Source organism: Pseudoalteromonas gelatinilytica (assembly GCF_001641615.1).
Taxonomy (GTDB): domain Bacteria; phylum Pseudomonadota; class Gammaproteobacteria; order Enterobacterales; family Alteromonadaceae; genus Pseudoalteromonas; species Pseudoalteromonas gelatinilytica.
In genome coordinates this window covers 194,887-207,958 of record NZ_LRRU01000017.1, presented here as the reverse complement: position 1 = coordinate 207,958, position 13,072 = coordinate 194,887, and the positions used below count along the sequence as shown (strand labels likewise).

10 protein-coding genes are annotated in these 13,072 nt (G+C 42.9%); 6 read left to right on the top strand and 4 right to left on the bottom strand.

Going from position 1 to position 13,072, the window contains the following annotated elements:
* The first annotated feature begins 45 nt into the window (after nt 1–45).
* From ilvD to can, 5 genes are all read left to right on the top strand, one after another.
* Nucleotides 46–1,902 carry a dihydroxy-acid dehydratase gene (ilvD, locus tag NH153_RS08590; RefSeq protein ID WP_063702851.1) on the top strand — a complete coding sequence of 619 codons (1,857 nt, stop codon included), beginning with the start codon at nt 46–48 and terminating at the stop codon, nt 1,900–1,902.
* 2 nt (nt 1,903–1,904) lie between these two features.
* Nucleotides 1,905–3,458 (top strand): threonine ammonia-lyase, biosynthetic, encoded by a 1,554-nt coding sequence (ilvA, locus tag NH153_RS08585; protein ID WP_063702849.1) that lies wholly within the window; start codon nt 1,905–1,907, stop codon nt 3,456–3,458.
* Nucleotides 3,459–3,586: 128 nt separating this feature from the next.
* Complete coding sequence (locus NH153_RS08580) at nt 3,587–4,591, top strand: ABC transporter substrate-binding protein (RefSeq protein ID WP_171038292.1); 1,005 nt, start codon at nt 3,587–3,589, stop codon at nt 4,589–4,591.
* 50 nt (nt 4,592–4,641) lie between these two features.
* On the top strand, nt 4,642–5,820 hold the full coding sequence (locus tag NH153_RS08575) for a methyltransferase (protein WP_063702847.1): 1,179 nt from the start codon (nt 4,642–4,644) through the stop codon (nt 5,818–5,820).
* Nucleotides 5,821–5,838: 18 nt separating this feature from the next.
* The gene (can, locus tag NH153_RS08570) at nt 5,839–6,501 is read left to right on the top strand and encodes a carbonate dehydratase (protein ID WP_063702845.1); all 663 of its coding nucleotides are present in this window, start codon (nt 5,839–5,841) and stop codon (nt 6,499–6,501) included.
* A gap of 45 nt (nt 6,502–6,546) precedes the next feature.
* Here the strand turns inward: can and ubiK are convergent, their stop codons facing one another.
* On the bottom strand, nt 6,547–6,810 hold the full coding sequence (gene ubiK / locus NH153_RS08565; RefSeq protein ID WP_036971505.1) for a ubiquinone biosynthesis accessory factor UbiK: 264 nt from the start codon (nt 6,808–6,810) through the stop codon (nt 6,547–6,549).
* A gap of 111 nt (nt 6,811–6,921) precedes the next feature.
* Here ubiK and rep point away from each other — a divergent pair, with 111 nt between their 5' ends.
* Nucleotides 6,922–8,934 carry a DNA helicase Rep gene (gene rep, locus NH153_RS08560; RefSeq protein ID WP_063702843.1) on the top strand — a complete coding sequence of 671 codons (2,013 nt, stop codon included), beginning with the start codon at nt 6,922–6,924 and terminating at the stop codon, nt 8,932–8,934.
* Here rep and NH153_RS08555 read toward each other — a convergent pair.
* The 3 genes from NH153_RS08555 to elbB form a co-directional block, all read right to left on the bottom strand.
* Nucleotides 8,924–11,488: a bifunctional diguanylate cyclase/phosphodiesterase gene (locus NH153_RS08555; RefSeq protein WP_063702841.1), complete on the bottom strand. Its 2,565-nt coding sequence runs from the start codon at nt 11,486–11,488 to the stop codon at nt 8,924–8,926. The genes rep and NH153_RS08555 overlap by 11 nt on opposite strands.
* A 201-nt stretch (nt 11,489–11,689) precedes the next feature.
* The gene (locus NH153_RS08550) at nt 11,690–12,082 is read right to left on the bottom strand and encodes a c-type cytochrome (RefSeq protein WP_063702839.1); all 393 of its coding nucleotides are present in this window, start codon (nt 12,080–12,082) and stop codon (nt 11,690–11,692) included.
* Nucleotides 12,083–12,264: 182 nt separating this feature from the next.
* Nucleotides 12,265–12,915 carry an isoprenoid biosynthesis glyoxalase ElbB gene (elbB, locus tag NH153_RS08545; RefSeq protein ID WP_063702837.1) on the bottom strand — a complete coding sequence of 217 codons (651 nt, stop codon included), beginning with the start codon at nt 12,913–12,915 and terminating at the stop codon, nt 12,265–12,267.
* Nucleotides 12,916–13,072: the final 157 nt, after the last annotated feature.

Below are 13,072 nucleotides of genomic sequence, written 5' to 3'. Positions count from 1 at the left end.
GAATGAGGAAGTCAGTGGCATGCCACTGCAACAACTGAGGTAATTATGGCTAAATTAAGAAGTGCAACAACAACAGAAGGTCGCAAACGTGCAGGGGCGCGTGCTTTGTGGCGTGCAACAGGGATGACAGATAAAGACTTCGGTAAGCCAATTATCGCTGTTGTTAACTCATATACTCAGTTTGTACCGGGTCACGTTCACCTTAACCAACTTAGTGAGCTGATGGCTGAAACCATCACTGAAGCGGGTGGTGTACCAAAAGAATTTAATACTATTGCAATCGACGATGGTATCGCAATGGGTCATGGTGGCATGCTGTATTCACTACCATCGCGTGACTTAATTGCTGACTCAGTGGAATACATGGTTAATGCACACTGTGCCGATGCTATGATCTGTATTTCTAACTGCGACAAAATCACTCCGGGGATGATGCTAGCTGCACTGCGTTTAAATATTCCGGTTATTTTCGTATCAGGTGGTCCAATGGAAGCGGGTAAAACACGCCTTGCTGATATCGACATTAAACTTGATTTAGTGGATGCCATGGTGAAAGGCGCTGATACCACAGTAAGCGATGAAGACTCAGAAAAAGTAGAGCGCTCTGCGTGTCCTACGTGTGGTTCATGCTCAGGTATGTTCACTGCCAACTCAATGAACTGTTTATTAGAAGCGATTGGTTTAGCACTGCCGGGTAACGGTACCACACTTGCTACACATAAAGACCGTAAACAACTTTACGTTGAAGCAGGTGCGCGTATTGTTGATTTATGCCGAGAGTATTATCAAAAAGACAATGCAGCAGTGTTACCTCGTGCAATTGCTAATCGCACTGCTTTTATGAATGCAATGGTCGTTGATATTGCCATGGGTGGTTCATCAAATACGGTTTTACACTTATTAGCTGCGGCGCAAGAAGCGGGTGTTGATTTTGATATGTCGCACATCGATGAGCTTTCTCGCAAAACACCTTTCCTTTGTAAAGTGGCACCTGCAACCAATAAATATCACATTGAAGATGTGCACCGCGCTGGTGGCATGATGGCAATTATCCGTGAGTTAGGTAAAGCAGGTCTTGTTGATTTATCTGTGGATCACGTTGCAGGCCACAGTATGGCTGAAATGGTGGCTAAATGGGATGCGACCGATCCGAATAATGAAGTGGCGCAAAAATTCTATAAAGCAGGCCCTGCCGGTATCCGTACTACAAAAGCAATGAGCCAAGAGTGCCGCTGGCCAGAACTTGATAATGACCGTGAAAACGGCTGTATCCGCAGTGTTGAAAATGCCTTTCGTCAAGATGGTGGCTTAGCCGTACTTTCAGGTAACTTAGCCCTTGATGGCTGTATTGTTAAAAGTGCCGGTGTAGTTGAAGAAATGCTGCACTTTGAAGGCCCAGCAGTTGTATACGAGTCACAAGATGATTCGGTTGAAGGCATTCTAAACGGTGAAGTAAAAGCCGGTGACGTTGTTGTAATTCGTTACGAAGGACCAAAAGGCGGCCCAGGCATGCAAGAAATGCTGTATCCAACGAGTTACTTGAAATCAATGGGCTTAGGTGAAAAGTGTGCGCTTATCACCGATGGTCGTTTCTCGGGTGGTACATCAGGTTTATCAATTGGTCACGTTTCACCAGAAGCAGCAAGCGGTGGTGCAATCGCCTATGTTGAAAATGGCGATAAGATAGTGATTGATATTGCAACCCGTGAAATCACTTTAGCGCTGTCTGATGAAGAGCTTGAAGCACGTAAACAAAAGCAACTTGCACGTGGTAAAGATGCTTATAAACCACTGGATCGTGACCGTTATGTATCACCAGCACTGAAAGCGTATGCATTACTGGCAACCAGTGCAGATAAAGGGGCAGTGCGCGATTTAGCAAAACTTGAGGAGCTTAGTTAATTATGGTTTCTCAAGAGCTCGATTATTTTCGCGCTATCATCCAAGCGAACATGGAACCGCTTGCAAAAGTTACTGAGGTCAGCGAAATGGCTGATCTTAGTGCACGGCTAGGCAACCATGTGTGGCTAAAGCGTGAAGATCAACAACCGGTTTATTCATTTAAACTTCGCGGTGCTTTTCATAAACTGAGCAAGTTGCCAAAAGGGTCTGATGTGATCACAGCCTCTGCCGGTAACCATGCGCAAGGCGTGGCACTCAGTGCCTCATTTTTAGGGCATAAAGCAACGATTGTGATGCCAGTTACAACACCAGAAATTAAAGTGAATGCAGTACGTTCACTCGGTGGTGAAGTGGTATTACACGGCCATCATTTTGATGCTGCAAAAGCCCATGCTTTAGAGCTGACAGAGCAGCGTAATGGGGTGTTTGTGCCACCGTTTGATGATCCTGATGTCATTGTTGGCCAAGGTACCGTTGCCCGTGAATTAATGCAGCAATTGAACGACCTTGATGCTGTGTTTATTCCTGTTGGCGGTGGTGGCTTACTTGCAGGTATGGCGGTGTACATTAAGTCGTTACGTCCTGATATTAAAGTCATTGGTGTTGAAGCTGACGAGAGTGCCTGCTTAAAAGCAGCACTTGAAGCAGGCAAGCCTGTTGAGCTTGACCGTGTTGGCAGTTTTGCTGATGGTGTCGCAGTAAAAATCATTGGTACTGAGACGTTTCGATTAGCGCAAAAGTTTTGTGATGAAGTGGTCACTGTAACGGGCGATGAAATCTGCGCTGCAATGCAAGATATCTTTGTTTCGACTCGTGCGATAGCTGAACCTTCAGGGGCGCTATCAACAGCAGGGCTGAAAAAGTGGTGCCAACAAAACGGTGTAAAAGGCTTAAACGTTGCTGCGATTTTATCGGGTGCAAACTTAAACTTTGACCGTTTACGTTATGTTGCTGAACGAACCGCACTTGGTGAAAAGAACGAAGCACTCCTCGCTGTGACCATTAAAGAAGAGAAGGGGAGCTTTAAGCAGTTTTGTAACTCATTAGGTGGCAGAGCTATCACCGAGTTTAATTACCGTTATGCAGGTCCTGGCGAAGCACAAATTTTTGTTGGTATTGCCTTAAGACAAGGGCAGCAAGAGCTCGATGAGTTAAAAGCAGCACTGACAGAAAACGACTACACGTTTTGCGATTTATCAGATAACGAGCTGGCTAAATTGCATATTCGTTATATGGTGGGTGGTAAAGCGCCAGCTCAGCTTCATGAGCGTTTATTACGCTTTGAATTTCCTGAATACCCAGGTGCACTGGCACGATTCTTAGATACCCTTGGTAGTAATTGGAATATTACTTTATTCCATTACCGTAACCATGGTGGATCGGTTGGTAATGTGCTGGCGGCCTTTGCTATTGAACCGAGTGATTATGAGGTATTCAATGAGCATTTGAACCGTTTGGGATACAACGTTCAAGATGAAACAAACAACCCATGTTTCACCCAGTTCTTAACTAGCCAAGGTCAAGAACTTAGCGAAGTTAAAGCGGCAAATCAGTAGCTTAATATAATCAAGACTGTTCACTAGCAGTCTTGATTTTTTCTCTATTTTTCCTATAGTTAATGCACGGTTTCAAGCAAGGATGATGCGTGCAAGGTATAAAAAGCCTACTAGGGTTAATCTGTTTAATGCTTTCTATGAGCGCACAGTGTGCTGATAAAGTTAGCTTACAGTTAAAATGGACTCACCAGTTTCAATTTGCAGGCTATTATATGGCTGCAGAAAAAGGCTTTTATAAGGAGGCAGGCCTTGATGTCTCTATTATTCCTGCTGATCCAAACCATCCAGATACCTTCCCTAAAGTACTAAGCGGTAAAGCCGACTTTGCCATTACTCACTCAGGCATATTACAAAAGCGTCAGCAAGGCGCTCCGGTTGTCGCCCTAGGAGCCATACTGCAGTTTTCGCCTTACTGCTGGATGGTAAAAAATAACTCAGATATTTTTCAGCCTAGAGACTTTGCTGGTAAGAAGCTAAGTAAAATCGGTTCAATAGAAAATGCTGAGTTACTGGTGATGTTACAGCGTGCAGGACTGAGCCTAGAAAGCTTGATGGCAGCTAGCCATGAAGGCGGCGTTAAAGAGTGGCTTGCCGGTGATTTAGATGCGGTGCAAGTGTATGTCACCAATGAGCCTTACACGATGACATTACAAGGAGCCGGTCACCGACTCATTTGCCCGCAAAAGTTTGGTTTGAATGTGTATGGCGATATTTTATATACCTCAGAGCAATTTTTAGCGAAAAAGCCTGAGGTTGTAGAACGCTTTTATCGTGCAACCCTAAAAGGGTGGCGGTATGCCTTATTACACTTAGAAGAAAGCATTGATGTGACCAAGCAGCATTATGCCAGCCATAAAAGCGTACAAGAGCTGGCCTACGAAGCCCATGTTTTGGCAAGCTACATTCAACCTCCGGGCATTAATCTTGGCAATATGTCGATGGCAAAGTGGCGCTTGATTGCAGATTTATATGGCTTAGATCAGGATGAATTTGATCAGGCTTTTGATGGCTTTATGTATGATCAACAGCAAACAGAAGGCATTGAATTATCGTGGATGCTGATCCTTGCCATCATCTTAAGTATTGCGTGTGTGCCATTGTACATTCGTTTGATCAGCAGTAACCGACGTTAAATAAGATAAAAACTGTTATACTGCTTTTTATTTCTTGTCGCTAAGTAGTTATGACACTTGCCGAGCACTTTGCAGCTTTAGATGCACTGCTATTTTCAACCCGCCAATACTGGCAATGTACCGCATTTGATTTTGATGATCTTCCCTGGCCTGAATTAGCCGATTTATTATGGGCGCTTGATGACCAACAAGTGAGTGAGCTTGATGCCGATCAGCAGGCCTTATATCGTTATTTTGCTGAGGTAATTGAGGGTATCGACCAGTTGGCTCAGCTTTGTGAGTTACCTGCTATCAATTTAGCACGTACAGAATTTCCGTTTTGGATAAGTAATGGCATTAAAGGTCGTAAATTTGAGCAACTACAAGACTTTGTTGCGGCGATTAGTCAGCAGTCATTAAACCAGCCTGTTTTAGAGTGGTGCGCAGGTAAAGGGCATTTAGGGCGTATGTTGGCATTCAATGGAGCGCCACGTGTACATAGCATTGAGCTGCAACAACACTTGTGCGACCAAGGTCAACACAGTGCAACACAACAGCAATTGGCGATGCAGTTTTCACAAGCTGATGTATTAACCGATGACACTGATGACTTTTTTGAAAGCCAGCAGCATGCAGTTGCTTTACATGCCTGTGGTCGTTTACATCAAACATTTATGCAGCAAGCAAGCAAAGCGAAAACTCAGCAAATCAGTTTTTCACCATGCTGTTATCATTTATTCACAGATAACGCTTATCAAGCAATGAGCGAGCCTGCCAAGCAAAGCCAACTTGCGCTAACTCATCGCGATTTAAAACTGGCGCTGCAAGAAACCGTAACGGCACCGAGTCGAGTTGATAAGGTCAGAAAAACAGAAGTTGAATGGCGTCTTGGATTTGATGCGTTACGTAAAACATTGACCGGTGAAATGCACTATGTGAGTGTGCCATCAGTGAACAAAGCGATCTTCTCTGATTCTTTTGGCTCATTTTGTTTTTGGGCTGCTGAGAAGAAATCATTAAATTTACCGGAAGGCATTGATTACAATAAATTTTTAGAGATAGGTAAAAAGCGCAAAAGGGTTACTGAGCGAGTTGAACTCGTCCGACATGTGTTCAGAAGGGCAATTGAAGTTTGGCTCGTGCTCGATCGTGCTTTATATTTGCAACAACAAGGGTATCAAGTAACGGTTAGTACGTTTTGCGAAAAGCAGCTGACACCAAGGAATATCTTGATCCAAGCTAATTATTAAAAACCGTAAAGAGGCGCAATGAGAAAGTTAAAAAATTTATTCGAAAATAATAGACGTTGGGCAGCGCGTACGAGTGAAAATGATCCTGAGTTTTTTAAAATTCTATCAATGCAGCAAAATCCAGAGTACTTGTGGATCGGTTGTTCTGACTCGCGTGTACCTGCAAACGAAATCGTAGACTTATTACCGGGTGAGCTATTTGTTCACCGTAACGTGGCAAATGTTGTTGTTCATACTGATCATAACTGTCTTTCAGTAATGCAATACGCTGTTGAAGTGCTTAAAGTGAAGCACATCATGGTCGTTGGTCACTATGGCTGTGGTGGTGTTCAAGCAGTATTAAACGAAGCGCGTTTTGGTTTAATTGATAACTGGTTACGCCATGTAGGTGATGTAAAAGAAAAACACATCGAACAGCTTAATGCATTACCTGAAAAAGAGCGTTTAAACAGTTTGATCGAATTAAACGTTATTGAACAAGTACGTAACGTGTGCCGTACCAACATTGTGCAAGACGCTTGGGCGAAAGGCCAAGAGTTAACAATTCATGGTTGGGTGTATGGCTTAGCGAATGGTCACCTTAATGACTTAGAGTCGGTTGTGACCTGTGCAGAAGAAGCAAGTGATACTTATGGCACGGCAGTTAAGCGTGTATTTGAACGTATTGCTGAAAAAAGCTAATTCCGAAGTAGATTGAAAAAAGGAGAGCTAATTCGCTCTCCTTTTTTATTGTTCGTCTTGTTTGCTAGCAAGTTGCTGCTCAAGTAAAGCCACTTTCTCTTCAAGCTCAGTGAGTTTTTCACGAGTACGAATAAGTACTTGGCTTTGAATATCAAACTCATCACGGCTTACAAAGTCCATCTCAGCAAGTTTGTTTTGAATAGCTTGCTTAGTTTTGCCTTCAATTGTATCAGCAAGGTTTTTTACGCCTTGTGGCATGTTATCAGTAATTTGCTTAGCGATTTCTTCAAGTTTTGCTGGGTTGATCATCTTCGTCCCTTGAGTCACGTAAAAAAACAATCTTACCTTATTGGCTAGGCGTAGTGTAGTGATTACGGTAAAATTGCCCGTCCTGTCTTTGGATAATTTCTTTAGGGGCTTATGAAACTCAACCCAAAACAAGATGAAGCGGTAAAGTATATCAGTGGACCGTGTCTGGTATTAGCCGGTGCGGGCTCTGGTAAAACGCGTGTTATTACCAATAAAATCGCTTACTTAGTGCAAAAGTGTGAGTATCAAGCGCGCAATATTGCGGCGGTAACCTTTACCAATAAAGCTGCAAAAGAAATGCGCGAGCGTGTTACGCAAACACTCGGCAAGCAAGAGTCGAAAGGCTTATGGGTTTCAACGTTTCATACCCTTGGGCTTGAGATCATCAAAAAAGAGTTAACGACACTAGGTTTTAAACCCGGTTTTTCGTTGTTTGATGATCAAGATACCAACCAGTTACTAGCCGAGCTGACCGAAGAAGAACTAAAAAAAGACAAAGACTTACTCAACCTATTAAAAATGCAAATAGGTAACTGGAAGAACGAATTGATTCTACCAGAGCGTGCCGTTCGTGAAGCCCGTGAGCCGCAAAAAGCCTTATTTGCTCAGCTGTATGCGCGTTATCAAAATCAACTACGTGCTTATAATGCCCTTGATTTTGATGATCTGATCATGATCCCTACTTTGTTACTAAGCCAAAACGCCACAGCGCGTGAGCGTTGGCAACAGCGTTTTCGTTACTTGCTGGTGGATGAGTATCAAGATACCAACACCAGTCAGTATCAGCTGGTTAAGCTATTAGTGGGTGAGCGAGCTCGTTTTACCGTGGTAGGTGATGACGACCAATCTATTTACTCTTGGCGTGGTGCTAAGCCACAAAATCTTGTGCTATTGAGTAAAGATTTTCCGGGCTTACGTTTAATTAAGCTTGAGCAAAATTACCGAAGTGCTGGACGAATTCTTAAAGCGGCAAATATTTTAATTGCCAACAACCCTCACGAGTTTGATAAAAAACTATTCAGTGAGCTTGGCTATGGTGAGCCTATCAAAGTGATTGGTTGTCGTGATGAAGAGCATGAATCTGAGCGAGTGGTCGCAGAAATCATTTCTCATAAATTCATGAAGCGCACCAGCTATAAAGATTACGCGATTCTATATCGTGGTAATCACCAAGCGCGGGTGTTTGAAAAAGCACTTATGAGCAACCGTATTCCTTATAAGATCAGCGGCGGCATGTCATTTTTCTCGCGTTCAGAAATTAAAGATATCATGGCGTATTTACGCCTATTGGTGAACCAAGATGACGACAATGCCTTTTTACGTATTGTTAATACGCCACGTCGTGAAATTGGTACGGTCACTTTGGAAAAGTTAGGTACGCTTGCTAATGAAAAGCACATCAGTTTATTTGCAGCCTGTTTTGAACCTGAACTTGCACACCGCTTAAAAGGCCGTGGTTTTAATGCCTTAGCTGGCTTTGCTCGTTGGGTGGTTGAGCTTTCTGATAATGCGGTACGCGGCGATACCCTTGAAGCTGTGAAAGAGTTAGTTAGGCAAATTAACTACGAAGCTTACCTATATGAGTCATCACCGAGTGCAAAAGCCGCTGAAATGCGCATGAAAAACGTGTCAGAGCTTTATCGTTGGATCACCGACATGCTAACAGGGGATGCAGATAATCCACCGCTGAACCTTGCTGAAGTGGTCAGTAAACTGACCCTGCGCGATATGCTTGAGCGTAACGAAGAAGAAGACGAATCTGACGCGGTACAATTACTAACGCTGCATGCGTCAAAAGGCTTGGAGTATCCGTATGTGTTTATGGTTGGCATGGAAGAAGGTCTATTACCACACCAAGTCAGTATCGATGAAGATAACGTTGAAGAAGAGCGTCGTCTCGCTTATGTAGGTATAACGCGTGCTCAGCAAGAGTTGGTAATGACCTATGCTAAGTTACGTCGTCAATTTGGTGAAACGTCAGATACTGAGCTCAGTCGTTTTGTGCAAGAGTTACCACAAGATGACTTAGCCTTTGAAGCGAAAAAGCCACCGTCTTCACAGGCTGAGCGTATGGAAAAAGGCCAAGCCCGTGTAGCTAACTTAAGAGCGATGCTTAAGAAGTAATAAATTGTGCGCTTGGTGCTTCGTGTTCGAAGGGCGCCAGCGCATGTTGCTTACCAATAAACAACGACAATCCGTGCTTATCGAGTAATGTGCGGTAGTTAAAAATCGACGGGCCTTTCGCGATTACTTGGATATTTTGCAGCTTAGTAATCGCTAGTACACCTTGCAATTGTAAGTGATAGTTTTCTTGCTGTAGTACACGCTTACTGAACGTTGAACTTAATAACAAGTAATCGAATTGGAACTCAGTTAGTAAGTTTAACTCACAGCGATCTTTGGCAAACTCATTCAAACCAATTGAAAACCCTTGAGCGACCAGGTTTTTTAAATTTTCAATTTGCACCGCTGATGCGTAACGAATTTCTTGTTCGTTGAATAATAGACACATTCTATTTGCATCATGGGCTTTTAATAACTTACACAGTGCTTGAAAATTAATACGCTCTAGCACTAATCCAGAACAAGGAAACAGGACTTTTTCGAGTTTGCTGTTGCTTGCTAGGGTAAAGGCTTGTTTCAGTAGGCTGAGTTCAACTTCAAAGTGCTGAACTCTATCGGTCGCAAACTTCTTGAGCACTTCAAAGCTGGTGCTGCCAAGTACAGGGTGCTCGCCAAATGCTTCGAGTAAAGATTCTTCGCGAGTTTGCTCATCCAAGGTAATGATTTCGGCACTTCTAAAGTGCATAGGCAAATCATCTAAGTGATGCATATTGTCAGCATCATGCTGGACATTGCTTGCATTAAGCAGCGGATGGAAACATTCAAAGCGATTACGGCCTGCATTTTTCGCGTAATACATGGCGGCGTCGGCATCGCGAATAATTTCATCGGTGTGCTTGTAGCTTGGTTTCGAGTAGGTAATACCGATACTGGCGCCACTTTGTATGCACTGACCTTTCATACAGAAAGGTTTTCTCATTATTTCGATGATACGCTTAGCAACATCTTGGGCTTGCTGTTGCTCAGTTAAGTGAGTTAGCAACACCACAAATTCATCACCACCTAAGCGCGCGAGTAGGTCGTGCTCACGAATACAATGCGAGAAAGACTCGGCAACACCAATTAAAAATTGATCGCCTGCTTGGTGACCAAGGTGATCGTTGATGTCTTTAAATTTATCGAGGTCAATAAATAACACTGCAAACTGCTGCTCTGGGTAGCGCTGGTAATGCTGCAATGTTTTTTCAAGTTGAGTTAAGAATAAACTGCGATTCGGTAAACTCGTCAGTGAGTCATGGTGTGCATCGTGATACAGCTGTTGTTCTATTTTTTTACGCTCTTCAATTTGCATTTGCAGATGCATATTGGCTTGGCGAAGTTCTTTGGTTTTTTCAGTAACACGATGCTCAAGTTTTTGGTGACTAAGTTTTAACTCTTGGTTGGCCAAGTGGGTTTGAATAACGTTAGCTATCTGATGCGAGACAAAGGTGATTAACTCACAGTCATCCTGACTAAACTCATGCTTATTATTGTAAGCTTGGCAAACAATGAGACCGATAACACCTTGCGAAGTTTTCAGCGGCGCGCCTAACCAACTCGTGGCGGTACGCTCTGGTGGTACATTAACAGGCCTTTCTACTACGCCTAACTTGATAAGTTCTTTTGCTCTTTCACTGTCTATGACTTGGCACTTTTCAGTGCTGAGCACCAGTTCACTGTAACCTTTAGCGAAAGGCCGCGGCAGAGCATTATCATTAAATTCATCGACGCAGTAAGGAAAACTCAGCCAGTGCGATTGTTCATCGTATAGGGCAATGTATAAGTTATCTGCATAGGTAATGGTTTTTATAATGTTATGGACATGCTGATATACATCGTCGAGGTTTTTACTTTGTGTTGCTAGCTCCGAGATTTTGAACAGGATTTGCTGGCGGTCGAGGGCATTTTTACGTTGTTGAATTTCGTCGTTTAAAGCTTGGTTGCTTTGTGTCAGAGCACGGGTGCGAATTTTAACTTCAGACTCAAGCAGCTCACGTTTTTTAACTCGTTCAATCGCTGTTGCCAAATATAATGACATCGCTTCTAGCAATTCAATTTGCTGCTCTGAATAGCCTTGTTTTTTGTCGTAACTTTGCGCGACCATGACGCCAATAATGACTTGCTCACGGTAAACGGGCACGCCAACCCAATGCTCGGCAGGTGTACCAAACGCTTTAAATAAACCTTGTTCTAGTGCTTGCTCTGTTTGCTGTTTGGTAAAGTAGCTGGTTTTACCGTGCTTAAATACATAACCCGTAAGGCCTTCTTTAAAGTACTGCTCATATTTTAACGGTACTGAAAGGCCATCTTTTTCATCGGCAAAGTAAGATAACTCAAGGTTATCGTAAACCGGGTTATGTAACACAACGAAGAAGTTTCTGCTCGGAATGTAGTCTTGCAGAATGTTATGAATAGCAGGGTAGAGTAGGGTTAATTCGGCAACAGTGCTTGCTTGCTCTGATAATTGTAAAAGAGCATGTTGCAAGTGATGTGATTGCTTATACTTTTGTAAAAGCGATTTTAAGCGAGCATTTTTTCGCTCTAGCTTATCAATGTGTGTTGCTGAATCTTCCAATGATTTAGAACCAGATCTTATTATTGTTTAAATTTCGTCCTTTATAGTTCCACTTTTTTATTAGATCGTCAAGTAACAGGTGTTAACAAAATAGTAATTTATGATGGGGTTAATTTGGCTACAGCCTTAGCCTAGCGGTTAAAAACAGGCACAAAAAAAGGGCTTAATAAAATTAAGCCCTTAGTATTAGTTTTTAGACTGTTACTTGCTAGTCATGAAATCGATAGCAGCGCTGATTTCATCTTCAGAACAATCCATACACGTACCTTTAGGAGGCATCGCGTTGAAACCGTTAAGCGCGTGGTTTAAAAGTGTATCTTTACCTTTAGCGATACGAGGAGCCCAATCATCAGCTGATTTAGGTGCACCTAGTGCGCCAGTACCATGACATGCAAAACATGCTGCTTGGTAAACTTGTTCACCAGAACGAGGACCTGTAGGTTCAGCAGCGGCCGCAGCTTTATCACCTTCTAGATATACAGAACCAATTGGCGCTAGACGCTTTTTAATTGCGTCTTCAGTCAAAGAGTTGTCATATGCTTGTGCATATGCCGTTGTTGCTAGCAGTAATAATGCAGCTGATAGTTTTTTCATTTTGCCTTGCTCACTTCGATTTGAACGTGATCAATCACGATATCTGACGGAAATTAGAACGATTATAACGCTAAGCCACAATTTATAAAATGATCTAAAAGGCTTTTTCTTGAGAAAAACCGTCATTTTTTTGCGTTAGCGCAAGAAAAGCCTGCATTAGTAGCTGGCTTTTTGCCCGATGATTAAGCGAGTTCTAACACTTTGTTGACTAATTTTTCGATACCTGCGTCAGCATCTAAAATGCTTTGTGCCAACATATAAGCAGGGGTTGTGACGACTTTATGCTGCTGATCAACAACAACATCATTCACTGCACAGTTTTGATGTGCACCGCCTAGCTGCTCGATTGCTGCTGCTGTATCTGCGTCGTTACCAATGGTGGTTTTGACACCCTTGCCATAAATAAGTGGCAGCATGGCAGGGGCAATGCAAATATACCCAGCCGCTTTATTGGCATCGACAAAGGCTTTAGCAGTGGTAAGTACATCACTTTGAACTTGGGCATCTGCGCCTTTAACGGCAAAATCTGATAGGTTTTTCGCGGCCCCAAAGCCACCTGGTACGATCAAGGCGTCGAACTCATTCACATCTAGCTCTGTAAGGGCTTTAATTTCACCACGAGCAATACGCGCAGCTTCAACTAACACATTACGGTTAGGTGTCATTTCTTCACCGGTTAAGTGATTAATGGTGTGCATTTGTTCGATATCGGGTGCAAAGCATTCATAGCTCGCGCCAGCTTTTGCGATATGTAATAAGGTTAATACAGCTTCGTTGATTTCGGCGCCGTCATAAACACCGCAACCTGCTAAAATTACAGCAACTTTTTTCATTTTAGAACTCTCCTTAATGCGACTTGCTTTAGTTTAACAAGGATACGAGTCAGCCTACAAAATAAAAAATTTCGCCGCTTAATAACTCGCAAAGCATGATGAATAGCTGTTTATGCCTTTTTCTAAATTACTAACGAAAAAAAAAGTATAAAGGATC

What these genes read in the sequence shown, in the direction of transcription:
- ilvD (WP_063702851.1), top strand. Translation starts at nt 46, where the DNA reads ATGGCTAAATTAAGAAGTGCAACAACAACAGAAGGTCGCAAACGTGCA.
- ilvA (WP_063702849.1), top strand. Translation starts at nt 1,905, where the DNA reads ATGGTTTCTCAAGAGCTCGATTATTTTCGCGCTATCATCCAAGCGAAC.
- NH153_RS08580 (WP_171038292.1), top strand. Translation starts at nt 3,587, where the DNA reads ATGCTTTCTATGAGCGCACAGTGTGCTGATAAAGTTAGCTTACAGTTA.
- NH153_RS08575 (WP_063702847.1), top strand. Translation starts at nt 4,642, where the DNA reads ATGACACTTGCCGAGCACTTTGCAGCTTTAGATGCACTGCTATTTTCA.
- can (WP_063702845.1), top strand. Translation starts at nt 5,839, where the DNA reads ATGAGAAAGTTAAAAAATTTATTCGAAAATAATAGACGTTGGGCAGCG.
- ubiK (WP_036971505.1), bottom strand. Translation starts at nt 6,810, where the DNA reads ATGATCAACCCAGCAAAACTTGAAGAAATCGCTAAGCAAATTACTGAT.
- rep (WP_063702843.1), top strand. Translation starts at nt 6,922, where the DNA reads ATGAAACTCAACCCAAAACAAGATGAAGCGGTAAAGTATATCAGTGGA.
- NH153_RS08550 (WP_063702839.1), bottom strand. Translation starts at nt 12,082, where the DNA reads ATGAAAAAACTATCAGCTGCATTATTACTGCTAGCAACAACGGCATAT.
- elbB (WP_063702837.1), bottom strand. Translation starts at nt 12,915, where the DNA reads ATGAAAAAAGTTGCTGTAATTTTAGCAGGTTGCGGTGTTTATGACGGC.